Genomic DNA, 26195 nt, shown 5'->3' with positions numbered 1-26195 from the left:
CTACATTATCTTCCTGGAGCACCAGCGAATATACCCACCCAGAAACGATTGCCATGCCCTGTGATTTTATTCTTTCTACGGAAATCTTATGCACCGCCGTTTGCCGCCCCTTAATGCACTGAAGGCCTTTGAGGCTGCGGCCCGTCACCTGAGCTTCACCCGCGCGGCTGATGAGTTGTACGTCACGCAGGCTGCTGTGAGCCATCAAATTAAAGCGCTGGAAGAGTTTTTGTCGATGAAATTATTCATCCGGCGAAATCGAACCCTGCTTCTGACGGAGGAAGGTCAGGCGTATTTTCTCGAACTGAAAGACATATTCAAACACCTGCAGGAGGCCACAGACAGGCTTTTGGCCCGTGGAAGTAAAGGCGCAATTACTGTAGCGATGCCACCCAGCTTTGCCAGCCAGTGGCTGGTGCCACGCATCAGCAAGTTCAGCCTCGCAGAACCGGATATCGACGTTCGCATTAAAGCGGTCGATTTTGATGAAGGCTTTCTCGACGATGACGTAGATGTGGCTATTTACTATGGCAAAGGGCGCTGGAGCGGTGTGCATGCCGACCAGTTGCACCGTGAATTTCTAACCCCGCTGTGTTCTCCCAGCCTGTTTAATGGGCCAAAACCGTTAAACAGCCTGGATGATCTCCGTCACCATGTACTTCTTCACGACCTCAGCCGTTCGGCCTGGAAAAATTGGCTCAAGCAGGTTGATGTGCAGGGAGTTAATGTTAATCAGGGCCCGGTATTCAGCCACTCCATGCTGGTATTGCAGGCTGCTGCGCTGGGGCAGGGGATAGCACTGGGCAATACCATTCTGGCGCGCCCGGAAATTGATGCCGGGCGTTTAATTATGCCGTTTGAAGAGCGGGTGGAAAGCCGTGATGCTTTTTACGTGGTGTGTGATGAATCTCAGGCCGAATTAGGTAAAATAGCCGCTTTTCGCCAGTGGATCCTGGCCCAGGTTGAAGAAGAACAGGAAGATGTCTGATTACCTTGTAACTCCCGCGCAGAATCCCCTAGCCCGGCTGATTTTCGCTCATGGAGCTGGCGCCGGCATGGACTCACCCTTCATGCAGCAAATGGCGGACTTACTGGGCGAGCGCGGTATTGAAGTGGTGCGGTTTAATTTTCCTTATATGCAGACCATTGCCGAAACCGGTAAACGTCGCCCTCCTGACAGAATGCCCCGCCTGCTGGAGCATTTTCAGCAAGTCATCAGCGAGATGGCGCAGCGTCAGCCTTTGGCGACTTTTGTGGGCGGAAAGTCCATGGGCGGGCGGGCAGCGACCTTGCTGGTGGAACAGGCCGATGTAAAAGGCGCTGTGGTTATGGGCTATCCCTTCCACCCACCAGGCAAGCCTGAAAAACTGCGTACTGAACATCTTGTATCCTTGAGCAAACCGCTGCTTGTTCTGCAGGGCGAGCGGGATACTTTCGGCCGCCGGGAAGAGGTTCAGCAATACCCCCTTGCCAGCAGCATTGAAACCCATTTCCTGGCCGATGGCGATCACAGCCTGAAGCCTCGCAAAGCCAGCGGTTTTGACTATACACAGCATTTGGCAGAAGCCGCAGACAGGGCGGTACATTTTATGGAGCAACATCGTTGAAAGGGTTTATCTTGTTTGGCGTGATAAGCGCATTGCTGGCTGTGATACTCGGGGCATTTGGCGCTCATGGGCTGAAAGCCTGGCTGGAGCCGGCGGCGCTGCAGACCTTTGAGATAGGTGTTCGTTATCAGATGTATCATGCGCTGGCGATTTTGCTGTTGCCCACGTTAGGGCGCATGTTGCACCTTCCTTTCGCTGAACTTGCCGGCTGGCTGTTTGTGGCGGGAACAGTTCTGTTCAGTGGCAGCCTGTATTTACTCGCAACTCTGGATGTGTGGGTATTTGGGCCGGTGACGCCATTGGGAGGGTTGTGCTTTATTGGGGGCTGGCTCATGTTCCTGTTTGCTGCACTCAAGGGGCCAGCTTATGAGTAGTTTACTTGCCTATTGCCGTACAGGTTATGAGGCGGATACGGCAAAAGAGCTGGCACAGCGTGCCGGTGAGCTCAACCTGTACGGTTACCCCCAGTTTAATGCCGGGCAGGGGTATGTACATTATCATTTATACAACAGCGCGGATGGCAAGCGACTTGCGCAGCAGTTGCCTTTGAGTTCAACCGTATTTCCCCGCCAGTTGGTGGCGGTGTGTGAAACGCTGGATGAACTCGATAAGGCCGATCGTATCACCCCCATTGTGGATGCAGTGGCGTCGCTGGTAAAAGTGTCGGGTCCGTTCGGGCGCTTACTGGTGGAGCATGCCGATACCGACGCAGGTCGGGAGCTGGCCAAATTCTGCCGCAAATTTTCTGTTCCGCTGCGCCAGGCACTGCGCAAGCCAGGCCTGATAAGCCAGAAAGAAAATCTTCACCAGGCCTGCCTGCACGTGTTCTTTACCGGATTCGATCAATGCCAGCTGGGCTACAGCCTGGCGCAATTTCCGGCCGCGTTTGAAAACGGCATTTGCCGCCTCAAGTTTCCACCCGCTGCGCCCAGTCGTTCAACGCTCAAGCTGGAGGAGGCCATTGTGACCATGCTCGACGTGAGCCAGCGTGAGCGTGTATTTCGAAGTGGTGGGCGGGCCGTGGACCTGGGGGCCTGCCCGGGTGGCTGGACTTATCAGCTGGTGCAGAGGGGGCTGTTTGTGGAAGCCATCGACAACGGTCTTATTGATGAAGCCTTGATGGCAACCGGCCAGGTACAGCATTTCGCGGCCGATGGATTCACCTATAAACCACAAATGGGTCGTGTAGATTTGCTGGTGTGTGATATGATCGAGCAACCCGACAGGGTAGCAAAGCTGATGGGTGACTGGCTGGTTAATCACTGGGCCGACCACGCCATCTTTAATTTGAAGCTGCCTATGAAAAAACGCTATGAATGCGTGGAGTCGGCAATATCCCAGCTGGAAAAGCGACTGCAAAAACTCAAAACCACCTTTACGTTGCGAGTTCGTCATCTGTATCACAATCGTGATGAAGTGACGGTTTCGGTGATCCGGGGAGAAATTGAATGAAATTTATTAAGCCTTTGATTATAAAGGTTTAAATGAACAGTTGGCGCGGATGAGCTGAATGAGTTTTATACTTTTCGAGGAAAAAGGTATAAATCTGGTACAGAAATCCTTTATAATCCCGCCGTTTTTTTACTCTGAACCAATGAAAGTGAACTAATGTCAGACTTATCTCTCTACAGAAACATTGGTATTTTCGCCCACGTAGACGCGGGTAAAACTACCACTACAGAACGTATTTTGAAGCTCACCGGTAAAATCCACAAAACCGGTGAAGTACACGATGGTGAGTCAACTACTGACTTCATGGAACAGGAAGCCGAGCGCGGAATTACAATCCAGTCAGCTGCGACCACCTGTTTCTGGAAAGGTCACCGTATGAACATCATCGACACTCCCGGACACGTTGACTTCACCGTTGAAGTATATCGTTCATTGAAAGTACTGGACGGCGGTATCGGTGTTTTCTGTGGTTCAGGTGGTGTTGAGCCTCAGTCTGAAACCAACTGGCGCTATGCAAACGAGTCAGAAGTTTCCCGTCTGATTTTCGTTAACAAACTGGACCGTATGGGTGCAGATTTTTACCGCGTTGTTGGTCAGGTTAAGAAAGTACTGGGCGCTAACCCGCTGGTAATGACCCTGCCAATCGGTATTGAAGACGATTTCAAAGGCGTGGTTGACGTACTGGAACAGAAAGCTTACGTATGGGATGACTCTGGTCTGCCAGAAAACTACGAAGTGGTTGATATCCCAGCTGATTTGGTTGAAAAAGCCGCTGAGTACCGCGAGCAGTTGATCGAGACTGCCGTTGAGCAGGACGACGACCTGATGATGGCTTACATGGACGGTGAAGAGCCTTCCATCGAAGACATCAAGCGTTGTATCCGCAAGGGTACCCGTGACCTGGCGTTCTTCCCGACCTTCTGTGGTTCTGCATTTAAAAACAAGGGTGTTCAGCTGGTTCTGGACGCAGTTGTTGATTATCTGCCAAGCCCGACTGAAGTTGATCCGCAGGATCTGACTGACGAAGAAACCGGTGAGCCGACTGGTAAAGTGGCGACTGTATCTGTTGACGAGCCGTTCCGCGCACTGGCGTTCAAAATCATGGACGACCGTTTCGGCGCGCTTACCTTTATTCGTATTTACTCCGGTAAGTTGAATAAAGGTGACACCATCCTGAACAGCGCGACGGGTAAAACCGAGCGTATTGGCCGTATGGTGGAAATGCACGCCAATGACCGTACCGAACTGTCTTCTGCACAAGCGGGTGACATTTTGGCAGTGGTTGGTATGAAGAACGTTCAGACTGGTCACACCCTGTGTGATCCGAACAACCCTTGTACCCTTGAGCCAATGATCTTCCCTGAGCCGGTAATCTCCATTGCGGTTAAGCCTAAAGACAAAGGCGCCACTGAGAAGATGGGTATTGCGATCGGTAAACTGGTTGCAGAAGATCCATCGTTCCAGGTTGAAACTGACGAAGATTCCGGTGAAACCATCCTGAAAGGTATGGGTGAATTGCATCTGGACATCAAGGTTGACATTCTGAAGCGGACTTACGGTGTTGAACTGATTGTTGGTCAGCCTCAGGTTGCTTACCGCGAAACCATCACGCAGGCCATCGAAGACAGCTACACGCATAAGAAGCAATCTGGTGGTTCTGGTCAGTTCGGTAAGATTGATTACCGCATTCGCCCTGGCGAAGTGAACTCTGGCTTCACATTCAAGTCTACGGTTGTTGGTGGTAACGTTCCTAAGGAATTCTTCCCGGCTATCGAGAAGGGCTTCAAAGTCATGATGGATCAAGGTCCATTGGCAGGTTACCCGGTACTGGACGTAGAAGTTGAACTGTACGACGGTGGCTTCCACGCGGTTGACTCCTCTGCGATTGCGTTTGAAATCGCTGCAAAAGGTGCTTTCCGTCAGTCCATGCCTAAAGCCGGTCCTCAGTTGCTTGAGCCGATCATGAAAGTGGACGTGTTCACTCCGGAAGATCACGTAGGTGATGTAATCGGTGACCTCAACCGTCGTCGCGGCATGATCAAGGACCAGGAAGCGGGTGTAACTGGTGTACGCATCAAGGCAGATGTACCTCTGTCTGAAATGTTCGGTTACATCGGTCAACTGCGTACCATGACTTCCGGTCGTGGCCAGTTCTCGATGGAATTCAGCCACTACTCTGCATGTCCTAACAACGTTGCAGAAAAAATTATCGAAGAAGCCAAGGCGCGTAAAGCTGCCAAGTAATCCTTCGCTAGCGAAGACGCTTATAAAAGCCCGCCATTTGGCGGGCTTTTTTGTGGCTGTGATTCAGCTGATAGACATCGCTGTTCCTGACTTCGCTCTGCAAAGTTAGCTGTTGTTTGCAGCAGTCTAGTCAGGCAACGGAAGAGTGAGAGTGTTTGAGCGCCCTGAACAACTTTTTTTGCGCTCTGCGCATTGCCAGCAAGGCGGAGGTGTTGGGGGGGGAAGATTTGTACTCAATGACTTCGAAAGCATTGCACAAGGTTTTAAACTGTTGCGCGGCTGTTTCGGGCAAAAGTGGGGAAACTTTGGCACAGTAGGCTCCCACCGGCTGATTGTTGCGTGCCTGCCCGGTATGGGTGGATACTAAAACTTCTGCCTGCTGGTACAGCCTAACGTGTTTGGGCCGTGCGGGCTTGCGCCAGCCGGGTAAAAAATACAGTGCCAGTAATCCTGCTATCAGTGCCAGTACGGCAAGGAAGAGCAAGGTAAGCCGAAGTGGTGTCAGGCTACCGAGCAGCCACTGGAACAAATCCTGCTGACGATTGGCATTGAAACCCAGCACCCACCGGCTCCAAAGGTAGTCGATATTGGCAAAAAGGTGATTCAGTTCAGCCAGCAAAGCAAACTGTTTCAACCCGTAAAACGGGTTGCGGGTGTACGACTCTCCGCTCTCGTTTATCGCCTGTTCAAGCCCGAACCGGATGCGGGCGGGGGCTACAACACTGGTGGGGTCAAAACGAACCCAGCCACTGTCTCCAAGGTGCGCCTCTATCCAGGCATGGGCATCGTACTGGTGAACACTGAGAACCTGGTCGGTTAACAGGGAGCCGCCATGATACCCGGTGACCATGCGGGCGGGGATCCCCGCAAGCCTTAGGGCATATGCCATTGCGCTGGCATAATGGGAGCAAAATCCGCTTTTATGCTCAAACAGGAATGTGTCTACCGGGTCGATGGGCATTACCGGAGGCTCAAGCGTGTAGCGGAATCCGGCATTGGCAAAGTGATCCATCAGAGCATTGAGCAGGGCTCCGTCCTCTGGGTATCGCTGTCTGAGCTGGCTCACCCACTGGCGGGTTTTGGGGTTCCCATTGTCAGGAAGCTGCAGGTTGATACGCTGGTCGAAGGGAAAAGATGCCTGATTGAGCGGCACATGCGGATAGGAATTTACCTGATAGGCCCATTTGCTCATCAGAGGCTGGTGGGCTATCAGCAGGTAGTCGTTGCTTTGCCAAATGGCCGCACGGCTGGCTGAATCGCCGGGCACTGCTAAATCCATCGCATACAGCCAGCGCTGGCCGGATGGCTCAGCAATAACCTGGTATTGATAGGCCGGGCCACTCACGGCAGGGGCAAATTCCATATTCATCCATTGTTGTTTCTCCCGTGTGTTTTTGCGCAGCGGGCTTACCTGCCAGCTCTTGCCGTCAAAATGCTCCAGTGTCAGCGCGCGCCAGTAGCGGTCTTTCATGTCGGGCAGTGCGTTGTTGAATGTGGCATTGAATACCAGATCAGATGACTGACTGAGGCGGGCGATGTCTCCGGGTGTAACTTTTTCAGACAGCCCGGTGGCGGCGGATTTTGCCGCAGGCATTTGCCACATTGGTGGTAGCTTGGGCAGAACGATGAACAGCACCAGAGCAATCGGTGACGCCTGCACACACAGTGTCAGTAATTGGCGAAGTTGCTGTTTGAGAGGCATGCGCGGCGCGTAAGCCCCAAATTGGGCTATCAACAGGGCAACCAGCACGGCGAGGTAGAAAAGGGCGCTGAACAGGGTCTGGGTAAATATGTAACCACAGCCAAGAATAAACAGCCCACAAATGAACAGCTGCAGGAAATCCCGCCGGTTTTTAAGCAGCATCAGCTTCAGGCTGCAGGCCATCACCAGGAGGTTTACCATCGACAACAAAAAGCCCAGTTCGGAACTGAACCAGGCCAAAGTGGAGGCGGACAATATTGCCAGCAGGTTGACAGTGCGGTGGTTGGGAGCATGGTGATACCAACCCAGGTACAAGGCAACCCTGACAGTGACGGCGCACAGCGCAAGCAGCAACACCCAAAGCATCAGGGGCGAATACAAACTGATGCTCAGCACAGCAAACACAAGTGCGATGATCAGGCTGTTTCTGTTGCCGGCTATGGGCAGACGGCCAGCTTTCATACCGCACTCTCCAGGGTGCCGTACCGGGCCAGTGCGAGCAGGCAGGTTTGCTTGTGGCGCTCTCCGCTGCCGGGTTCAACGCACTTTGAACCCAGTATCAGCCCAAAGGGTACCTGATTGTCACTCAGCTGCAGCACCTGAAAGGCCAGTTTGCCCAGTTCTTTCTCGATATCGCGGCTGGACAAGTTCAGGCGCAGGAACCCGCCCAAGGATTGTTGCTGACTGAATGATTTACTGACCCAGTCTGCACCTTTGGCTACGTTTTTCCACGCTACCCGGTTTAGTGGTTCGCCCGGAACAAACGGCCGGAGGGAGTAGAAATCATCGTGCCCTGGTTGTGAGGTTGCGTTTTTACCCGCCTCCTGGGAACGGCTTTCCAACTGCATTTCACAGGGCACGGGCGCTGGGTAGACCACAAGCCGCTGGTCGAAGTCCAGATGTGTCCAGCAGCGGTAGAGTCCCAGGGGATATTCGCTGATACAGGTTACCCTGGGGAGTGGGTAAACTCCCCTTCGCTGGGTAATGTAGGGCAGCCGGATTGAGCGCTCTGCCTGATTCAAATCGCAGTTGAACATTGATTTTTGCCGAAGCCAGCGAAAATGCAACTGGCCTTGCGGAAACTTGTCGTCATGCCCACCTGATGTCCCGGGCCTCACATTCGCGGCCTGGATTTGAATGGATAGAACCGCATTATTGCCGGCAAAAACCGATTGGATAGGATCAACCGTTAACGTCAGGCATGCAAAATTCAGGTAACTTTTGAACAGGCAAACCAGCAGCAGAGCGAGCAGAAAATAACACAGCAACAGCATGAGGTTGTTCTGATAGTTGGTGCCCAACAGAAAAAGGCAACCGCACATCAGCAGGTAGCTGAGTCCAAATTTGCTTGGAAAAATGAAAATGGAACGCAGGTTCAAAGTATGCTTGGTTCTTGCCGGAATGCGGTCATCCAGCCAGCGCAGGGACTGCTGCTGCCAGCGGGTTTTCAGGGTGTTCAATGTCCGGGCCTACGCAGCGAGTGGATCAACGCTTTCAAGCAGTCTGCGGCTCAGAATGCTGTCCTGGTTGCGTTCGTCCTGCTGCGATCGCAACCGGTGCTCGGCAACAGAAACAAATACGGCCTGTACGTCCTCGGGGACCACATAGGGGCGGTCATGCAGGTACGCCCAAGCCTTTGATGCCTGCATCAGTGCTTTGCTGGCTCTGGGCGACAAGGGGTTTGGGTAGCCGATGTCGTCCCGGCTGAGCGCTACCAGTTTCAGAATGTAGTTGATCACAGCGTCACTGCAGTGCACTTTGTTTACCGCATCCTGCATGGTCACCAGCGACTGGGTCTCTACGCAGGTTTCGATGTCCGGATTACGCCGGATGCTGCTGGCTTCCAGCATGGCTTTTTCTGCTTCCCAGCTGGGGTACCCCAGTGATATGCGCATCAGAAACCTGTCGAGTTGCGATTCCGGCAAGGGGTAGGTTCCGGCCTGATGGCTGGGGTTTTGGGTGCCAATTACAAAGAATGGTTGCGGTAAAGGGTGGGTGACACCGTCAATGCTGACCTGCTGTTCTTCCATCGCTTCGAGCAGCGCACTCTGGGTTTTGGGGCTGGCACGGTTGATTTCATCGGCCAGTACCAGCTGGCTGAACACCGGGCCAGGGCGGAACTGAAAGGCATTCTGCTGAGTATTGTAAATGTTGACGCCCAGCATGTCGGAGGGCAGCAAATCGGAAGTAAACTGGATACGGGAAAAGTCCATGCCAAACGCTCTGGCCAGTGAGTGAGACAGGGTGGTTTTGCCCATCCCGGGGAGATCTTCAATCAGCAAATGGCCATTTGCCAAAAGGCAGGTGAGCGCCAGCTTGATTTGCTGCTGCTTGCCAATAATATGTTGACTCAGGGCGTTAACAACCGGCTGAAATTCTGCACGCATAGTCAGGGGTATCCCACAGTTCTTTACTGAAACAGACTACCAGTTGTGGAAAAATCCAAAACCCCACCGCTGATACATGAGTATCATTTAGCCTAATCAAGACCTTAGCATCAGGCAATCTTTTTGCACGTTCATTCCTGTTCATGGATGGAAATTGATCGCCAATGCTTTGCGACACTTCATCGTTGGGCGGCTTTCTGGTACATTCTTGGACCACATAAGATTGTTGCAGCCCAGCGTTCAGGAGGCTGCAGGTGTGTCCAGGTAGCCCACAGTGGTGCAACCCAATTAGGAAGTAGTTATGAAAAGAATTGAAATTGAAGACGATTTGTACGCTTTTATCGCCGCTCAGACCAAGCACATCGGCGAAAGCGCGTCGGATATTTTACGCCGGTTGCTGATGCCCGAATCGCCGCTGCCTCAATCTCTGGTTCAGCAGGACGAAGTGACCGATGCTGAACCGGTTGCCGATATTGCCCCTCAGCCCGAAGAGAATGTTGTTGAGGTAACCGGCCCGCAAACCGACCTTCTGGAAGTGATCACCGACCACAGTCTGGCGGCGTTCAGCAAGCGGGTTGAACAGTTTTTGTTTGTGCTTTCTTCGCTGCACGAGGCTGATCCGAATGCGTTTTCCAGGGTGACGCAAATCAAAGGTAAAAACCGCATCTACTTTGCAACCAGTAAGGAAGCGTTGTTGCAGACTGGTAGCAGCACCAACCCTAAAGCAATTCCAAATAGCCCCTACTGGGTGGTAACCAACAACAACACCGGCAAAAAAGTCGCTATGCTGGAGCAGGTTTTGCAGGTATTGGGGTATGACGACGCATTAATTCGTACTATCGTTGCACGCTTTGCTCCGGAAACGTCTCCAAACGGATAATAAACAGACACTAACCAAACTGATTGAAAAAGGACCTCTCATGGCATTACATCCGCAGGCTGGACAGCCCGCCGCACCAGAACAACTGATCAACGTCGCACAGCTGGTCAGCCAGTATTATTCGTACAATCCAAACCCGGCCGATCCGGCGGAAGCGGTGAGTTTTGGCACGTCGGGCCACCGAGGCAGTGCAATGCACGCCACCTTCACCGACACGCACATCAGTGCCATTTGTCAGGCGTTGGCGGAATACCGGCTGGAGCAGGGTTATACAGGCCCGTTGTTCATCGGCAAGGACACGCACGCGCTGTCTGAACCTGCAATGATGACCGCTATTGAGGTTCTGGCTGCCAATGAGGTTAAGGTGGTGATCCAGCGAAGTGATAATGCCAGCCGCGGATATACCCCTACGCCGGTTATTTCACGCACTATCGTGCGCTACAATCGCGGGCGTCAGGATGAACTGGCTGACGGTGTGGTGATCACGCCTTCTCACAACCCACCGGAAGATGGGGGATTTAAATACAATCCACCGGACGGCGGCCCGGCTGACAGTGACGTTACCAGCCAAATCCAGAAGCGTGCCAATGACCTCATCGCCGGCGGAAACAAAGGCGTAAAGCGACTTGACCTGCGCTCTGCCATGGCATCGGGCAAGGTATCGGAACAGGACTTTATGGAGCCCTACATTGATGACCTGGCCGAAGTCATTGACATGCAGGCCATCGCTAAAGCGGGCTTGAAACTTGGAACGGATCCGTTGGGCGGTGCCGGGGTAGGCTATTGGCAACGCATCGCCGAGAAATACGGGTTGGATATTACCGTTGTCAATGACAAGGTTGACCCGCAATTCGGCTTTATGCGCCGCGACAAGGACGGAAAACTGCGCATGGACTGTTCCTCAGCCTATGCAATGGCAGGATTAATTGAGCTGAAAGACAAGTTTGACCTCGCCTTCGGGAATGATCCGGATTTTGACCGTCACGGTATCGTATGTAAGAGCAGTGGCCTGATGAACCCTAACCATTACCTTGCGGTTGCCATTGATTATTTGTATCAGCATCGCCCTCAGTGGCCTGCTTCGCTGACCGTTGGCAAAACCCTGGTCTCCAGCAGCATGATTGACCGCGTTGCTTCGGCATTGGGGAAAACCCTTGCAGAGATGCCGGTGGGCTTCAAATGGTTCGTTCAGGGCATGGCAAACAGTGAAATCGGCTTTGCTGGTGAAGAGAGTGCCGGCGGTATCTTTCTGCAACGGGATGGTAACACCTGGGCCACCGACAAAGACGGCTTCATTCTGTGTTTGCTGGCAGCAGAAATTCTGGCGGTGACCGGCAAAGATCCGGGCGAGCACTATCAGGCTCTTACACAGCGGTTTGGTTCCCCGTGTTATCAGCGTACGGATGTGGCAGCGAGCCTGGAAGAAAAAGCCAAATTGTCTGCAATGGACGCCTCGGTTGTCACCAGCGATACCCTGGCCGGGGAACGGATAGAGAGCGTTCAAACCCACGCTCCGGGTAACAATGCTGCTATCGGAGGGGTAAAAGTGTCAACCGCTAACGGTTGGTTTGCTGCCCGGCCTTCCGGTACAGAGCAGATTTATAAAATTTACGCTGAAAGCTTCAATGGTGAAACTCACTTACATGAGTTACTCAAAGAAGCGGAGCAATTGGTGGCGAAGATCATCAAATAATACAGAGGTTGTTAATGCTCTGTTAGCACCTTGCTTTTCCGTTGTAAATAAATGGGTGAATGCATACGTTTTCATCCATTTTTTTTGATAATTAACATTTATTTTACGTAAAGCTGTCTTGAACACTGCTATATTGCTGTCATATCGTTGTCTATAAATGTAATTTTATTACAGAATCACTCACGAAAATTTTCTCATTAGCTGGGAAAATCGTGACCAAGGCTAGAGTGAGAAACTGCAATGAACGCAAAAGTGACGTCTGCGAAAAAGCTGACTGAGGTCAGTATCGACAAAAAAGATTTCAAACAGGCGGTGATCCGCCATCTGCACAGTACGCTTGGTACTGATGAAAACAAAGCTAACAACCACGCCTGGTGGAAAGCAACCTGTGCAGCCATGCAGGAACAGGTGCTGGAAGGCTTGCGCAAAACCCAGAAAACCCACTATCTGAACGATACCCGCGCGGTGCATTATCTGTCCGCAGAATTTCTAATGGGGCGTTTGCTGTCCAATAACCTGCAAAACTTCGGACTGTTTGAAGTGGCGCAGGGGGCACTCAAAGAGCTTGGCGTTGAACTTTCGGATGTGCTGGAAGAAGAGCCGGACATGGCGCTGGGGAACGGCGGTCTGGGTCGTCTGGCAGCCTGTTTTATTGACTCTCTGGCGACCATGGAATTGCCGGCAATTGGCTATGGAATTCACTATGAACACGGTCTGTTTCGCCAGGAGATTCACGGCGGAGCCCAGATAGAGCGCCCCGACAGCTGGCGTGATTATGGCAACCCGTGGGAAATCTGCCGCCCGGAGTCGATTCAGGAAGTGTCTCTGTACGGTTATGTTGAAACCAAATACGGTGACAATGGGCGTATCCATAAAGAATGGCACCCCGGCGCTATCGTGAAAGGGGTTCCATGGGATATTCCTATCGTCGGCTACGGCGGCAATACCGTGAACGTACTGCGTTTGTGGCAGAGCCAGTCTTCCGGTTACTTTAACTGGGATGTGTTCAATGCCGGTGGCTATGTGGATGCCCAGCGTGAAAACGTGCTGGCAGAAACTATCTCCAAGGTGTTGTATCCGAACGATGAGACCGAGGCAGGCAAAGAACTGCGTCTTATCCAGCAGTATTTCTTCAGCTCATGCTCGCTGAAGGACATCATTCGCCGTTACAAACGCGCTCATGGTGATGACTGGAGCCGCTTTGCTGATCAGGTGGTTATTCAGCTTAACGACACCCACCCGGCAATCGCTATCCCAGAACTGATGCGCATACTGGTTGATCGTGCGGAACTGGATTGGGACAGTGCATGGAACATCTGTACCAACGTGTTCGCTTACACCAACCATACTCTGTTGCCAGAAGCGCTGGAAAAATGGCCTGCCCGTATGTTCGAAAAGATCCTGCCGCGGCACCTTGAAATTATCTATGAAATCAACCACCGCTTTATGGCGCTGGTAGACAAGCAATGGCCTAACGACAATGCCATGAAGGCGCGCCTGTCCATTATTGAGGAAGGCAACGAGAAAATGGTGCGCATGGGGCATCTCTCGGTTATCGGTTCGTTTGCCGTTAACGGTGTGGCGGAGATTCACTCGCGTCTCGTCAAGCAGAACCTGTTCCCGGAGTTCGACCAACTGTGGCCTGGTAAACTGACCAATGTGACCAATGGGATCACGCCACGCCGCTGGCTGAAAGCCTGTAATCCGGAGCTTTCCAAGCTGATTGACAAAAAGATTGGCAGCGACTGGCCGATGGATCTGGACAAGCTTCAGGGGCTGGCGAAACATGCCGACAACAAGACCTTTCAAAAGCAGTTTATGAAGGTTAAACAGGCCAACAAGCAGGCGCTGGCTGACGAAATAAAGCAAAGCATGGGCATTGATGTGGACGTTAACGCCATATTTGATGTTCAGATAAAGCGCCTGCATGAATACAAGCGCCAGCATTTGAATCTTTTACACATTATGGCCTTGTACCGTCGCCTGCTTGAGGATCCGGACTACGACATGCATCCTCGCGTGTTCATCTTCGGGGCCAAGGCCGCGCCGGGTTACAAACTCGCCAAAGACATCATCTTTGCCATTAATAAGGTAGCGGACAAGGTCAACAACGACCCGCGGGTGAACAACAAGCTCAAAGTGGTATTTATGCCTAACTACCGGGTGTCGTTGGCTGAGAAAATGATCCCCGCAACAGACGTCTCAGAGCAAATCAGTACCGCTGGTAAGGAAGCTTCAGGAACCGGGAACATGAAACTGGCTCTGAATGGTGCTGTGACCATCGGTACCCTGGATGGGGCGAATATTGAAATTGCTGAAGAAGTTGGTGATGACAATATTGTGATTTTCGGTATGACCGTAGAAGAGGTCGAGGCCTTGAAAGCCAGTGGCTACAATCCTTACGACTATTACTACAACGATGCCGAGATCAAGGCTGTGCTGGACTGGCTCGAAACGGATTACTTTACTCCCGGCCAACCAGGTGCGCTGGTTTCCATTAAACAGAGTTTGCTGGAGGGTGGCGACCCTTATATGGTTCTGGCGGATTACCAGGCTTATTCCGAGGCGCATAAAGTGATAGACGCAGCGTACCGTGACAAGGAACGTTGGGCTCGCATGGCAATCATTAATACCGCCAAGATGGGTAAATTTACCTCAGACCGCTCGATCCGCGATTACGTTGAAAAAATCTGGAAGCTGGAATCCTGTAAAGTGGAATCCTGACATCACACCGGAAATATCTTGTAAAACGGGCGCTTAGGCGCCTGTTTTTTGTTGCACGGTTTTTTAAACAGGCTTTACCTGGCTGACAGAGAGCACTCCGGCAGGGAATGGCCTGAATCCGGTTTACCCCGGAATGCTGCAGCATAACAAGGTATTTAGTTTTATACGTTATAACAGTTGCGTAACACAATGTTGCGTGATTTGATGGGCCCGGATTTCATTTTAATCATGCTTTAGTCTAACAAGGCTAACAGCCCAGCGCGCGGGGAAGCGTAAACGATGAGCCGATTGCACCAGTCTCTGGCGACAATCCCGAACCGATATGCCTTTATTGATGCTATCGATCAGCGCGCCAGACGACACTCGGAATTTTCCCTCATGCTGGTGGATGTGGTGCGCTTTTCCGACGTAACCACCAGTCTGGGTATTACCGTGGGCGACCGCTTTTTACTCGAAATTGCCAACCGTATCCTGGCACTTTTTGATGAGGATATTGAGTTTGGGCGCATCAGCGGAGACGTGTTTGGCCTGATGTTTCCCGGTAAAGCCAGTCGTTACCTCATGCAATACCGTTTTGAACGTCTCGTCGAACATTTTAAAACTCCGATGAACTACCGCAATCATGCATTCATCGCCGATTTTAACGTGGGCGTGGTGAGTGGTTGTCGCAGCAATTTCAACCTTACCGCGTTTGTTTCCCGCGCCGAAGCAGCGTTGAAACACGCTAAGGAAAACAAATACGAGAATTTTTCTGTACTGGGGATGACCGAAAAGGCGGATACCGGCCGCAGTCTTGCGCTTAAGGCCGACCTGAAACGGGCGTTGTCTCATAATGAACTGGAGCTGTATTTTCAGCCCAAGGTGAACCTCTCAACGCTGGAGATTATTGGCGCGGAATGCTTATTGCGCTGGAACCATCCGCTGGATGGCCTGCTGTTTCCCGGGCCGTTAATTGAAGCGGCAGAATCCTACAACATGATGAATGAACTGGCTTACTGGACCTTCGAGCAGGCCTTTCGCAGTCAGTCCCTGCTCAAGGCGCAGGGGATCAACATTGTGTTGTCCGTGAATATCTCTCCCACCCAACTGTACGACAGTCGTCTGGTGCCAACCCTGGAAATGCTCAGCCAGAGTTACGATATTGCTTTGTCCAATATTGAACTGGAGCTTACCGAGGATGTAGCCCTGTCGAATTCCCTGATGGTTCGCCGGCAATTGTCGCAACTGCGCGCGCTGGGGATTGACATCTCGGTGGACGATTTCGGCAAGGGTTACTCCAATCTGGCCTACATTCGTGAACTGGAATTCAATTGTCTGAAAATTGATAAAACCTTTGTCATGTCGTTAAGCGACAATCCGGTTAACCGGGCCATTATCGAAGCGGCTAAAATTATTGGTAATGCCAAGGGCTGTAAAGTGCTTGCTGAAGGTGTGGAAACGGTCGAGCAGCTTCACGTGCTGCGGGAAGTCGGGGTTGAACTGGGGCAGGGCTTTCTGTTTTCACCGGCAGTGCCGCTCCAGGAATTTGTGCGCCTGGCCAGTGAGGACATCATTGTCGGCGGCTCTCCAATGCGCCATGCTATGCGCTAGTCTTTCTTTTCTGAGTTTCAAATCCTTTTTGGCATTGCGTGCCGAACCCGTTAGACTAGCCCACATTTGTTAGATTCCTGGGTAGCAGTATGACTATCAGTGCACTCGCACGGGGAGAGTTTCTGAGTGTCTCCCGATTACAGCCCGAATTGCTCGCATCGGTCGCGCCTTTCACCTTGCCTAACGGCACCAGTGTATCGATTCCGGCAGCGGGTATTATTTCCTTTGAACCGCCTGTCCAGGCGTCTCCTGCCAGGCATGTTGTGCTTTCCTGTGGTGTACACGGCAACGAAACCGCGCCGATAGAAATTTGTGACGAACTGGTAAAGCGGGTCCTTACCGGGGATTTGCTGCTTTGCCATCGGGTACTGTTTCTTTTTGGTAATCTTCCAGCCATGGATCTGGGCGAGCGCTTTGTTGAAGAGAACATGAACCGTCTGTTCAGCGGTGCTCATTCCATGGGGCCTGGCCTGGTAAATGAGGAACGTCGGCGGGCCAGGGCGCTGGAGCAGGCCGTTAGTGACTTTTATGCCGGGGGAAGTGATGGCGTTCGTTTGCACTACGATTTGCACACCGCTATTAGGGCCTCAAAAAATGAAAAATTTGCGGTGTACCCCTATTTGCATGAGCGCAGGCACAGCCTGTCTCAACTGGCTTTTCTGGCTGAGTGTGGCGTGCGCACCGTTTTGCTGTCTGAAAGCCCGACAACGACGTTCAGTTATTATTCATCGTATCAGCATCAGGCCCATGGGTTTACTGTGGAGCTTGGCAAGGTACAGCCTTTTGGGCAAAACGATATGAGCCGCTTCGAAGCAGCGAAAATGGCACTGACCCGCCTTGTCAGCGAGGCGGACTTTGCGCCCCGTATCAAGCCGGATGAAGTGGAACTGTTTCGGGTGAATCAGGTTATAAACAAACATCAGGAAGATTTTGTCTTACACTTTGCGGATGACACCCCCAATTTTACCGATTTTGCTGCCGGAACTTTACTGGCGTCGGAGAGCGGTGCCCAATATCGGGCTGAGTATAATGGAGAGGCCATTGTATTTCCGAATGCCAGGGTGGCAATCGGACAACGGGCTTTGTTGACGGTGGTACCGACTCAACTGGAGGAATGGGATGTTTGAACTGGATAAACGGCTTGCCGCAGACTGCCTGGAAGTAGGGGACTTGCCGTTGTGCCGGGTATTGCTGATGAATGACAGTCAGTTTCCCTGGCTTATTCTGGTGCCCAGACGCGAAGGCATCACCGAAATTCTTGAGCTGGATGCTGCGGAGCAACAGCAGCTTTGGGCGGAATCGAACCAGGTTGCCCAGGCTTTGACAACCCTGTACCAGCCTGACAAGCTCAACATTGCTGCCATAGGTAATGTGGTCAGTCAGCTGCATGTCCACCATATTGCCCGTTTTCAGGGCGACAGCCTGTGGCCACAACCGGTGTGGGGTAAGTTGCCCGCCAGGCCCTATGCGGATGAAACGGCGCTTGCGGCAATTGCACAAATTCGACAAACACTATCACTATAGGGATAACGCATGATCATATCGACCACCCCTCAACTGGAGGGCAAACGGATCACTCATTATTACGGCATTGTAATAGGCGAAGCGGTAATGGGTGCCAATTTGTTCAAGGACATGTTTGCCTCAATCCGGGACATTGTGGGCGGGCGTTCCGGCGCGTATGAAGACGAACTGACCAAAGCCAGAAAACTCGCCTTTGCCGAAATCGAGCAGGAAGCGCTGGCTATGGGCGCCAATGCAGTGGTTGGGGTTGATATTGATTATGAAGTTATCGGTGATAAAGGCAGCATGCTGATGGTTAGCATCAGCGGCACCGCAGTACGTGTACAGGATATCGGCTGATACCCGTCACGGCTGATTATCTTCAGGCGGTTTCTGGTTCTGGGGTGATGAATTTTTACCGGAAGGTGCGCCCCAGTCGTCTTCGTCGTCATCGAAACCGGTTCCCTGTTTGTGCTCGGGTGGCCGGTAGCTTTTCGGCATTTTAAAGCGGGCGCTGTACTTCAGCAGCGTAATGTTGCCAATCACCACACCCAGTACCAGCAGAATGATGAGTATTGTCCACCCCAAACTCATAACGCGACTCCACGGTTAAGCACATATCGCCGGTACAACTCATCAAAGCGCGCCAGCACGCTTTCCTTACCAAGCAAATCACTTTCTGCCAGGGCACTGGCCAGTGCATCTTTACTTCGTAGCGCTTCGAACTGGCTGGCGGTAGCGCGGTGGCTGAGGTGCCAGAGTTCCCGGGCAACTCCACCGGTGTAGTGGCGAAAAGGGCGGTAAAAACCGTAGGCTTCACAATTCTGCTCCAGCCATTGTGCCAGTTCGAAGCACGGGCCTCCGGGTTGATACTCGGCGTCCACCAGCTCAAGTCGGTGCCCACAGCGGTTGACTGAATTTTCATCATACACATCCATGTCGGTACCCCAGTGATGGCGAGAGCCGCCGGGCAGTGCTGACCAGGTCAGTATGGCCTCAATGCGTTCATCTTCGGTCAGTGAAGCGGTATCAAGCAGAATGCCGTCTGCGTTGTAGAGGGGAAGTTCGCCCTGCCATTTGCGGTTCCAAATAGAGAGCTGACGATCAAAACTGCGAAAACTGCTGGTAAGCTGGCAGTCCACACCGTCCTGCTCAGCAGCGCCCTGTAATGCAATAAATGCGGCGACAACGTCACAATGCAGGCGGTGACCGTTTCCGGCGTCGGCCAGAAACGGGCTTTGTTGTCCCAACCAGTGCGAGGCAGTGATGATCATGTCAGCAGGTGTACCATAAGGCGATAGTAAACTTCGGTTAAGGTACGAAGATCGTCCATTTTGACGTGTTCGTCAATTTTATGAATGGTGGCATTGACCGGTCCCAGTTCAACCACTTCAGCCCCGGTTGGTGCGATAAAACGTCCATCCGAAGTGCCGCCTGCGGTGGACAGTTCAACTGGCTGCCCGGTTACCTCCAAGATCGCACTCTGTGTGGCTTCGACAAGTGCACCGGAGTCAGTCAGAAAGGGTTGACCGTTAAAAGTCCATTTGATCTCGAAGTCCAGTTCGTGTCGGTTGAGGATCTGCTCGACCCGTTCAATCAGCTGCTGGTCGGTAACTTCGGTAGAGAACCGGAAATTAAAGCACACATGCAGGGTGCCGGGAATAACATTGCCTGCTCCGGTACCTGCCTGAATATTGGATATCTGAAAACTGGTAGGCGGAAAAGAGGCGTTGCCGTCGTCCCAGTGGGCCTGAGCCAATTCGGCCAGGGCAGGGGCAGCACAGTGAACCGGATTTCTGGCCAGGTGCGGGTAGGCCACATGGCCCTGAATTCCCTTGACTATCAGGTCGCCGGTCAGTGAGCCTCGACGGCCGTTCTTGACAACGTCGCCAACCCGCTCGGTACTTGAGGGTTCACCCACCACGCACCAGGTGATTTTTTCATTGCGGGCTTCCAGGGTATCGATAACCCGGGTGGTACCGTTGATAAAGGGCCCTTCTTCGTCGCTGGTAATGAGGTAGGCAATGCTGCCCTTGTGATCCGGGTGCTCCTGCACAAACCGTTGCGTGGCCACCAGCATGGCTGCCAGACTGCCTTTCATGTCTGCGGCACCGCGTCCGTGCAGATTACCGTCTTTTTGTGTAGCAACAAAAGGGGGCGTTTGCCAGGCGTCTTCCGGCCCACTGGGTACCACATCGGTGTGACCGGCAAAGCAGAATACCGGGCCACTGGTTCCTCTTCTGGACCAGAGATTAGTGGTATCCTCAAATACCATGGTCTCGTTACAAAAGCCTGCCGGTTCCAGCAGCTGTGCCATCAACGTCTGGCAGCCTGCGTCTTCAGGTGTTACTGAACGACGGTTGATTAAATCGCAGGCCAGTTCAATTACGTCATTCATTGAGCGAACAATTCCTTATACATGTCGGGTTTGAATCCCAGATAATATTGCCCTTCGTGAACCAGAACCGGGCGTTTTATCATGGCCGGATGAGCCACAAGCAAAGCCAGAGCCTTGTCCCGGTTTAGATCAGTTTTTTGCGCATCAGAGAGTTGGCGGAAAGTTGTGCCACGTTTGTTGAGTAGCGCTTCCCACCCCAGATGCTGCTCAGCAGTTTCCAGCCAGTCAGGGTCCAGGCCGTCTTTGCGGTAATCATGAAATTGGGCTTCAACGTTGTTATCTGCCAGCCATTTGCGGGCCTTTTTAATGGTGTCGCAGTTGCTTATCCCATACAAAGTAGTGCTCATGTGCTTGAGTTCCTGAATTAAAGTAGCCGAAGTCTATCCTTTGCGATGCCCTGATGCAAAAACTACCCGGTAACCTGCGTTGCAACCTGCAGGGGGAAAGAGCACTAACACAGGGGCTCACAAATAAAGTGTAAACAGGGGATCTTCCATGGCCCGAAGGCGGGTGTGATTCGGGCTAGTGAGGGCTTTGATGCCACGGCGATTTGTCACGGTAATGATGCAAACCGGTGATAGCTGATGCTGATTGAGCCACAGTGGGTCAAACCCTGCCAGAGGTGTGCCTGGGGGCACGTTAGTATCTGGTTGAACCAGACGTTGCCAGCGCTCCCCCATCAGTTGAGGGGAGGATTCCCCCACCTGGATACGCAGTTTAAGCCCGTTTTGCGCTCTAAAATGGAGTTCGTAGCCAATTTCCGGCATCGCCACAACCTTACCGGGAAAAGGCGCCAGAATTCGGTTCGACTGAGCCATAACACAAACCCCGGGGCCCAGAGAGCCGGAATGAAACAGCGGAGCATTTACGTTTGAGCGTGGCACTACAGAGCCGCTAACCGGGCTGAGTACCGTGATTTCGTGGCGGAACTGTTCTGGTTTTGATGAGGGGATACTGGCGGTGACAATCATTCAGCTGACCCGATAACCCGCTTTTTTCAATGCAGTTACGGCATCCTGAAGCTTGGTACTTTTAACCAGAAAGAAATCGGTTTCAAACGTTGATATTACAAAAATGCTGATTTTGGCTTTGGCCAGTACGTCTCCGATTTGTGCCATTATTCCCACCATGGAAAGGTGTAACGGCCCAATAAGTTCCAGGGCTCGCCAGTGCTCATCAGATTCCAGTGAGTCCACAGTGACATCAGACGGGACCACAATGGAGAGTTCATCTGAGGTTTTACCGACAAAATACAACGGGCTTTTCAGCACTGCCGCTGGAATTTGTGCATTGCCATCCAGACTGTGAATGGTGAATTCCTGTGGCAGAATTTCCAGTGTTTGTTTTGGCATTGTTATCCTGTCTTGACGGCACCTACCTTGTGTGAGCCATTAAATCACAGAATGGCGACAGTGCCACGTGTTATCCACTTTATCTGTGGATAAGTTTGTTGAGTAGTCTGGTGGATTATTTTAAGTTGTTGATATTAAAGATTTAATATTATTGGTCAAAGAATGCTCAGTGGATAAGATCCGGTTATCCCCAAGCATTTTCCACAGCCGATGTCTACACTCAGAACAACATTATTTTTGGATTATTGTCGGTTTCTTTGCTTTACAGGAGGGTGGGTTTATGCGAACGACTGTACAGTACTTGAGCGTTGTGTAGCCGCTATAGATGCCGAGCATGGGTTTTGTTTTATCAGGCGGCTCCGGGTGGGTTATCGTAATCCGGTGGACTGAATTGCGTGGTCATTGTGCAGATTTGAATTCCTGCAGCTAACTGGTAAATTGTGCGCCACACGTTTTGAACGAGGAGACTCTGTTGGCTGCCCCACTTGATGTTTATGCAGGGCCGGATGCGCTGGCTTTATTGCGGGAAAAAGGGTTTTACCCATTACTGTTTAATTATTTTCTCGGTGCATCGGGTGGCCCGAAGTGGTTTGTTCTAGCAGGTTTGGACAGGGTGTTATTCCCTGAATATTTTCAGAGCCGGGGCGGGCAGATAAACATCATTGGCTCATCTGCAGGTGCCTTTCGCGCCGCCTGCATGGTTCAGCAGGACCCGCTCAAAGCCATCAACCGACTGGCAGAGCACTATTCTCAAACGGTTTATTCCAATAAACCTTCGGCCCAGGAAATTTCCCGCAAAGGCCGGCAACTGATTGATTATACCCTGGGCGACGAAGGCGTTATGGACATACTGACCAACGAACGTTTTAAGGCGCACTTTTTCGTCGCCAAATGCAGCGGGCTGATGCAGAAGGAGAGTCGTATGGCCCAGATGTCCGGGCTTGCTCTGAGTGCGTTAGCCAATACTTTCAGTCGCAGGGCCCTGCAGCGGCAGTATACCCGTTATGTGTTTTCAGCGCCGGGCGCCCATCTGACCATCGAAGATCCCTATTCCATTGAAACCCGTTCGGTTGAGCTGGGCTACAACAATGTCAAGGATGCGTTGCTGGCTTCCGGTTCCATTCCCATAGTGCTTAACGGTGTTGAAAAAATTATTGCCGCTCCTGAGGGCGTTTACCGCGACGGTGGGATTATTGACTATCACTTCGATTTGGCTTTTGGGCCCAAACCGGGTCTGGTGCTTTATCCGCACTTCTACCCTCATCCGGTGCCGGGTTGGTTTGACAAGGGGTTAAAACGCCGTCGCCCGCACGCCAGCAGTTATCGTAATGTGGTGATGCTGGTCCCATCGGCGGAATTTGTCGCCAGTCTGCCCTACGGAAAGATCCCCGACCGCAAAGACTTTGAGAAGCTTGATGATCAGACCCGCATTCGCTACTGGCAGAAGGTATTGTCGGAGACTGACCGTCTGGGGGAATACTTTATGCGCATTACCCAGGATGGCAGTGTTATGGATAAACTGCGCCCGCTTCCTTTCACCTGCGTCTGACCTGTGTTTTTCATTGCCAATGGTATGCCCGTATCGCCTGAAGGGATTGGGCATATTCTTCGCACACTGTCTATGCTCTATGAGCAGGTCAGTGAAATCACCCTGGGATAGCAACAACAGGTGTAAAGTTCTAACTGACCTGGAACAGGTTGCGACTATGGCCGCAATGCGGACCTGAGCAGCTCGCTGAAATCTTGCAGGGAAGTTATGGTATGAGAACGTACTTAGTCTATTTTATTGCTGTCTTTGTTCCAACGGTTTGCGGCCTTCAAGTCTTGGCACAGGAAGCTCCATCGGCAACAACCGTTTCAGAGCCTGAAATCCCCACCGATCATCTGAGTTTATTGCTCGACCCGCTCACAAAAAGCGAACTGGAAGCAGAAGTCTTAGGCTGGCAAGGCCTGCTGCAGGCGAAAGTCCGTGATATAGCAATGGAAGAAATCCGCATACGCAAGCAAAACGCCGTCATTGAGAGTAAACAAGCCGATTCCGGTGATCAGCAAACTGAACAGGCAGAACAGCAAAAGCGGCAGGACCTGGAAAAGATAAACGCATTGCGTGAACAAAAAGCCGCATTGCTGGAACGATTTGATATTGCCATTGAGGCGTTCAAGGAAAAAGGCGGCGAAGCCGAAGATTACCGCCTGTACGCTGATGCAGTAACCGGCATTAAAGTACAGGCAAGCGATGGGCAGGCAATCTGGTCTGCGTTAACCGGCTGGTTCACATCGAAAGAGGGCGGTATTAAGTGGGCCAAAAAGCTGCTGAGTTTTGTAGTGGTGATGCTGATTTTCTGGGTGCTGGCCAAAATCATAGGTTCACTGGCCAACAAGGCCATAGCCCGAAGCCGCAATATGTCGTCATTGCTGAAGAACTTTCTGGACACCTTTGTCAAGCGCACAGTTCTGTTTGTGGGTCTGCTGGTGGCACTGTCAATTGTTGGCGTGGAAGTGGGGGCAATCCTTGCTCTGGTTGGTGGCGGAGCCTTCATTCTTGGCTTTGCCTTGCAGGATACGCTGGGTAACTTTGCCGCCGGGATCATGTTACTTCTTTATAAACCCTTCGATGTGGATGACATTGTTGAAGTGGGAGGGGTGTTTGGAAAAGTAGACAGCGTCAGTCTGGTGAATACGACCATCCGTACTTTTGATAACCAGGTCACACTGGTACCCAACAAACAGGTGTGGGGGCAAATCATTACCAATGCCACCGCGAGTCACCAGCGCCGGGTAGATTTGGTGTTTGGCATCAGTTACTCGGATGACATCGACAAAGCCGAAGAAGTGATGTGGCAGGTTGTAGAGAACCATCCGCTGGTTCTGAAAGATCCGGAAACCGTGATTGAAGTCAATTCACTGGGTGAGTCTTCAGTCGATTTTGTCTGCCGACCCTGGGCCAAAACCGATGATTACTGGCGGGTGTACTGGGATTTGACCAAGCAGGTAAAATTGGCGTTTGACGAGGCGGGTATCAGTATACCTTTCCCTCAGCGGGACGTGCATCTGTTCCAGCATCAGCAGGAGCAGCTTGAATTGCAAATGTCCCCTGCGCAGAATCAACCGCCACATCAGCACCGGCGGCCGGATAAAACCGATCCGGCTCCGGTTGATAATGACAGTGGTGATGATGAAGGAGGCGGTGAGTCTTCCTCGGACTGAATAACGGTTCCTGAGTGTCAGTGGAGGAGCGGACTTTAGGACAGTTATTCAGGTTAGGAATGGGAATTGGCACCCGGCAGAGCAAACTGCTGAATTAGTGAACAAACGGTTGGTTCTTGCAAAAATGTGCTTGCACCCCACAGGCAGCGTCGCTATTATACGCGCCGAATCCGCTGCTCTGTTGCGGAAACATTTCTAAAATGCGTCTATAGCTCAGTTGGTTAGAGCGCTACCTTGACATGGTAGAGGTCCCCTGTTCGAGTCAGGGTAGACGCACCACTTACTCGCCTTGCACTGTTTCAAATCCATCAACTTTTCTAAGTAATTATTATTACTGTAAAAATGCCATCTCATTAAATACCAATTTTGTTGGGTTAAAAGTTCGAGTCATCCAGGGGCGTTTTCCTTTAAACAACCGCTAAAGGAAATTGTACATGCTGCCTGTTGTGGAATACCGATGATATCGATATGGCTGTCCTGAATGGGATAAAAAATCACAAGCCTGCGTTTGCACTGTTTCTGCTCTCAGGAACAATTATGCAGGGGAATCTGAACTTCCGAACAGTTATTTAGAATATATAGCGGGGTAACATCTATTTGTCAGACTGCTTCGTTACCATGGGTTTACGATAGTTAATTTAAAAGCTCGCTATACTATTTTTTGAATTCTGGTGGTGATGCTGGAATGGTTAAATATTTTGATTTAGAAGAGCCAAATGAAAATAATCATGGCTTAACCTATTTGAACTTAATTGCAGGGAAAAGTTAATGTTGAGTAAGGTTTTTGGTCCTCATTCAGGTGGTTTTCTTTTCTCTTTTTTTGCGGTTGTTCCTTACCTTTTTTTTAATGGTGTGATCTTGTATGGAAAAGTGGATCCTCAACTCGGTTTTTATGTTTTAAGTATTGTTGTTGTGGCGATGGTGCTTGTGATGGGGTTATCATATTTTTTGAATGAAATCAAAGTGAAAAGATTTGAAGGTAATTTAATTGGGGCTTTTGTTCGTATTTCTGGATTGATTTTTTTTGTTTTCCTATACGTTGGTTTTTCGGCTAAAGCTTTTCTTGAATATTCAGCATATCAGGACGCATCCAATCCAGAGACTCGCCCAGAAAGACTTCGGGAATTGGAAGGTTTTGAAATTCCTACAGGTTATGAAATTGATAATTTATTAGCTGGAAATCCGTCTTCACCTATTGATTTGCTTGAAGCACTATCAAAAAAGGAAGAGCACATTGGAACGCTGATATCATTGGTAAGCAATGAAAACACGCCTCTTGAAATTCTAAATCGAATTGCATCTATGCCATCTTTTATAGAGGCACGAAAAAGAGAAATCTTGATTCAGTCACTAAAGAAAAATCCTCGCATTGTTAAGGGAGATTTTTTGCTGATTCATTTGCCGTCAGGACGGGTAACTATTGTATCCCGTTGATCAATAGTTACTATCGGGAAAG

Annotated in this window: 24 protein-coding genes and 1 tRNA gene; 16 read left to right on the top strand and 9 right to left on the bottom strand. The window is 51.3% G+C overall.

Features of this window, described 5'->3' with window-relative positions:
- Positions 1-88 precede the first annotated feature (88 nt).
- The 5 genes from DXV75_RS05960 to fusA all read left to right on the top strand — a co-directional run bounded on the left by DXV75_RS05960 (position 89) and on the right by fusA (position 5303).
- The gene (locus DXV75_RS05960; protein WP_115592468.1) at positions 89-988 is read left to right on the top strand and encodes a transcriptional regulator GcvA; all 900 of its coding nucleotides are present in this window, start codon (positions 89-91) and stop codon (positions 986-988) included.
- Positions 981-1607: an alpha/beta family hydrolase gene (locus tag DXV75_RS05955; RefSeq protein ID WP_115592467.1), complete on the top strand. Its 627-nt coding sequence runs from the start codon at positions 981-983 to the stop codon at positions 1605-1607. The genes DXV75_RS05960 and DXV75_RS05955 overlap by 8 nt, the downstream gene beginning before the upstream one ends.
- Complete coding sequence (locus DXV75_RS05950) at positions 1604-1981, top strand: DUF423 domain-containing protein (protein WP_115592466.1); 378 nt, start codon at positions 1604-1606, stop codon at positions 1979-1981. Before DXV75_RS05955 ends, DXV75_RS05950 begins: the two co-directional genes overlap by 4 nt.
- Entirely contained in the window at positions 1974-3059 is a 1086-nt protein-coding gene (gene rlmM / locus DXV75_RS05945; protein WP_115592465.1) for a 23S rRNA (cytidine(2498)-2'-O)-methyltransferase RlmM, read from the top strand. The genes DXV75_RS05950 and rlmM overlap by 8 nt, the downstream gene beginning before the upstream one ends.
- Before the next feature lie 156 nt (positions 3060-3215).
- Entirely contained in the window at positions 3216-5303 is a 2088-nt protein-coding gene (gene fusA / locus DXV75_RS05940; protein WP_115592464.1) for an elongation factor G, read from the top strand.
- Between the two features lie 130 nt (positions 5304-5433).
- Here fusA and DXV75_RS05935 read toward each other — a convergent pair whose 3' ends face one another.
- The 3 genes from DXV75_RS05935 to DXV75_RS05925 are packed head-to-tail and all read right to left on the bottom strand — an operon-like array spanning position 5434 to position 9392.
- Positions 5434-7467 carry a transglutaminase TgpA family protein gene (locus DXV75_RS05935; protein WP_115592463.1) on the bottom strand — a complete coding sequence of 678 codons (2034 nt, stop codon included), beginning with the start codon at positions 7465-7467 and terminating at the stop codon, positions 5434-5436.
- Positions 7464-8465 (bottom strand): DUF58 domain-containing protein, encoded by a 1002-nt coding sequence (locus DXV75_RS05930; RefSeq protein ID WP_115592462.1) that lies wholly within the window; start codon positions 8463-8465, stop codon positions 7464-7466. The genes DXV75_RS05935 and DXV75_RS05930 overlap by 4 nt, the downstream gene beginning before the upstream one ends.
- 9 nt (positions 8466-8474) lie before the next feature.
- On the bottom strand, positions 8475-9392 hold the full coding sequence (locus tag DXV75_RS05925; RefSeq protein WP_115592461.1) for an AAA family ATPase: 918 nt from the start codon (positions 9390-9392) through the stop codon (positions 8475-8477).
- Between the two features lie 301 nt (positions 9393-9693).
- On the opposite strand from DXV75_RS05925, the gene seqA reads away from it, so the two are divergent.
- The 7 genes from seqA (at position 9694) to DXV75_RS05890 (ending at position 18142) form a co-directional block, all read left to right on the top strand.
- A complete protein-coding gene (gene seqA / locus DXV75_RS05920) occupies positions 9694-10272 on the top strand; it encodes a replication initiation negative regulator SeqA (protein ID WP_115592460.1) in 579 nt (192 codons plus the stop codon).
- A gap of 40 nt (positions 10273-10312) precedes the next feature.
- The gene (pgm, locus tag DXV75_RS05915; protein WP_115592459.1) at positions 10313-11965 is read left to right on the top strand and encodes a phosphoglucomutase (alpha-D-glucose-1,6-bisphosphate-dependent); all 1653 of its coding nucleotides are present in this window, start codon (positions 10313-10315) and stop codon (positions 11963-11965) included.
- A 240-nt stretch (positions 11966-12205) separates the two neighbouring features.
- Positions 12206-14689: a glycogen/starch/alpha-glucan phosphorylase gene (locus DXV75_RS05910; protein ID WP_115592458.1), complete on the top strand. Its 2484-nt coding sequence runs from the start codon at positions 12206-12208 to the stop codon at positions 14687-14689.
- A gap of 279 nt (positions 14690-14968) precedes the next feature.
- Positions 14969-16279 carry a putative bifunctional diguanylate cyclase/phosphodiesterase gene (locus DXV75_RS05905; RefSeq protein WP_115592457.1) on the top strand — a complete coding sequence of 437 codons (1311 nt, stop codon included), beginning with the start codon at positions 14969-14971 and terminating at the stop codon, positions 16277-16279.
- Between the two features lie 89 nt (positions 16280-16368).
- Positions 16369-17406, top strand: a complete 1038-nt coding sequence (gene astE, locus DXV75_RS05900) for a succinylglutamate desuccinylase (RefSeq protein WP_115592456.1) — start codon at positions 16369-16371, stop codon at positions 17404-17406.
- Positions 17399-17803, top strand: coding sequence for an HIT domain-containing protein (locus tag DXV75_RS05895; protein WP_115592455.1), 405 nt, complete (start codon positions 17399-17401; stop codon positions 17801-17803). The genes astE and DXV75_RS05895 overlap by 8 nt, the downstream gene beginning before the upstream one ends.
- A 9-nt stretch (positions 17804-17812) precedes the next feature.
- Positions 17813-18142, top strand: coding sequence for a heavy metal-binding domain-containing protein (locus DXV75_RS05890; RefSeq protein WP_115592454.1), 330 nt, complete (start codon positions 17813-17815; stop codon positions 18140-18142).
- Positions 18143-18148: 6 nt separating this feature from the next.
- Here the strand turns inward: DXV75_RS05890 and DXV75_RS05885 are convergent, their stop codons facing one another.
- The 6 genes from DXV75_RS05885 to DXV75_RS05860 form a co-directional block, all read right to left on the bottom strand.
- The gene (locus DXV75_RS05885) at positions 18149-18376 is read right to left on the bottom strand and encodes a DUF2897 family protein (RefSeq protein WP_115592453.1); all 228 of its coding nucleotides are present in this window, start codon (positions 18374-18376) and stop codon (positions 18149-18151) included.
- The gene (locus DXV75_RS05880) at positions 18373-19056 is read right to left on the bottom strand and encodes a M15 family metallopeptidase (RefSeq protein WP_115592452.1); all 684 of its coding nucleotides are present in this window, start codon (positions 19054-19056) and stop codon (positions 18373-18375) included. The genes DXV75_RS05885 and DXV75_RS05880 overlap by 4 nt, the downstream gene beginning before the upstream one ends.
- Positions 19053-20180, bottom strand: coding sequence for a succinyl-diaminopimelate desuccinylase (dapE, locus tag DXV75_RS05875; RefSeq protein ID WP_115592451.1), 1128 nt, complete (start codon positions 20178-20180; stop codon positions 19053-19055). Before dapE ends, DXV75_RS05880 begins: the two co-directional genes overlap by 4 nt.
- Entirely contained in the window at positions 20177-20527 is a 351-nt protein-coding gene (locus tag DXV75_RS05870) for an ArsC family reductase (RefSeq protein ID WP_115592450.1), read from the bottom strand. The genes dapE and DXV75_RS05870 overlap by 4 nt, the downstream gene beginning before the upstream one ends.
- Before the next feature lie 117 nt (positions 20528-20644).
- Positions 20645-21151, bottom strand: coding sequence for a PTS sugar transporter subunit IIA (locus DXV75_RS05865; RefSeq protein WP_115592449.1), 507 nt, complete (start codon positions 21149-21151; stop codon positions 20645-20647).
- Positions 21152-21532 carry an ACT domain-containing protein gene (locus DXV75_RS05860; RefSeq protein WP_115592448.1) on the bottom strand — a complete coding sequence of 127 codons (381 nt, stop codon included), beginning with the start codon at positions 21530-21532 and terminating at the stop codon, positions 21152-21154. It abuts the gene before it with no gap.
- A gap of 472 nt (positions 21533-22004) precedes the next feature.
- Here DXV75_RS05860 and DXV75_RS05855 point away from each other — a divergent pair, with 472 nt between their 5' ends.
- The 4 genes from DXV75_RS05855 to DXV75_RS05840 all read left to right on the top strand — a co-directional run bounded on the left by DXV75_RS05855 (position 22005) and on the right by DXV75_RS05840 (position 26173).
- A complete protein-coding gene (locus tag DXV75_RS05855; protein WP_115592447.1) occupies positions 22005-23081 on the top strand; it encodes a patatin-like phospholipase family protein in 1077 nt (358 codons plus the stop codon).
- A 212-nt stretch (positions 23082-23293) separates the two neighbouring features.
- Complete coding sequence (locus DXV75_RS05850; RefSeq protein WP_115592446.1) at positions 23294-24739, top strand: mechanosensitive ion channel family protein; 1446 nt, start codon at positions 23294-23296, stop codon at positions 24737-24739.
- Between the two features lie 202 nt (positions 24740-24941).
- A tRNA-Val gene (locus DXV75_RS05845) sits at positions 24942-25018 on the top strand.
- A 489-nt stretch (positions 25019-25507) separates the two neighbouring features.
- A complete protein-coding gene (locus tag DXV75_RS05840) occupies positions 25508-26173 on the top strand; it encodes a DUF456 domain-containing protein (protein ID WP_115592445.1) in 666 nt (221 codons plus the stop codon).
- Positions 26174-26195: the final 22 nt, after the last annotated feature.

The organism is Alteromonas aestuariivivens, from assembly GCF_003367475.1.
GTDB lineage: Bacteria > Pseudomonadota > Gammaproteobacteria > Enterobacterales > Alteromonadaceae > Alteromonas > Alteromonas aestuariivivens.
This window is presented reverse-complemented; position numbering and strand designations above follow the sequence as displayed.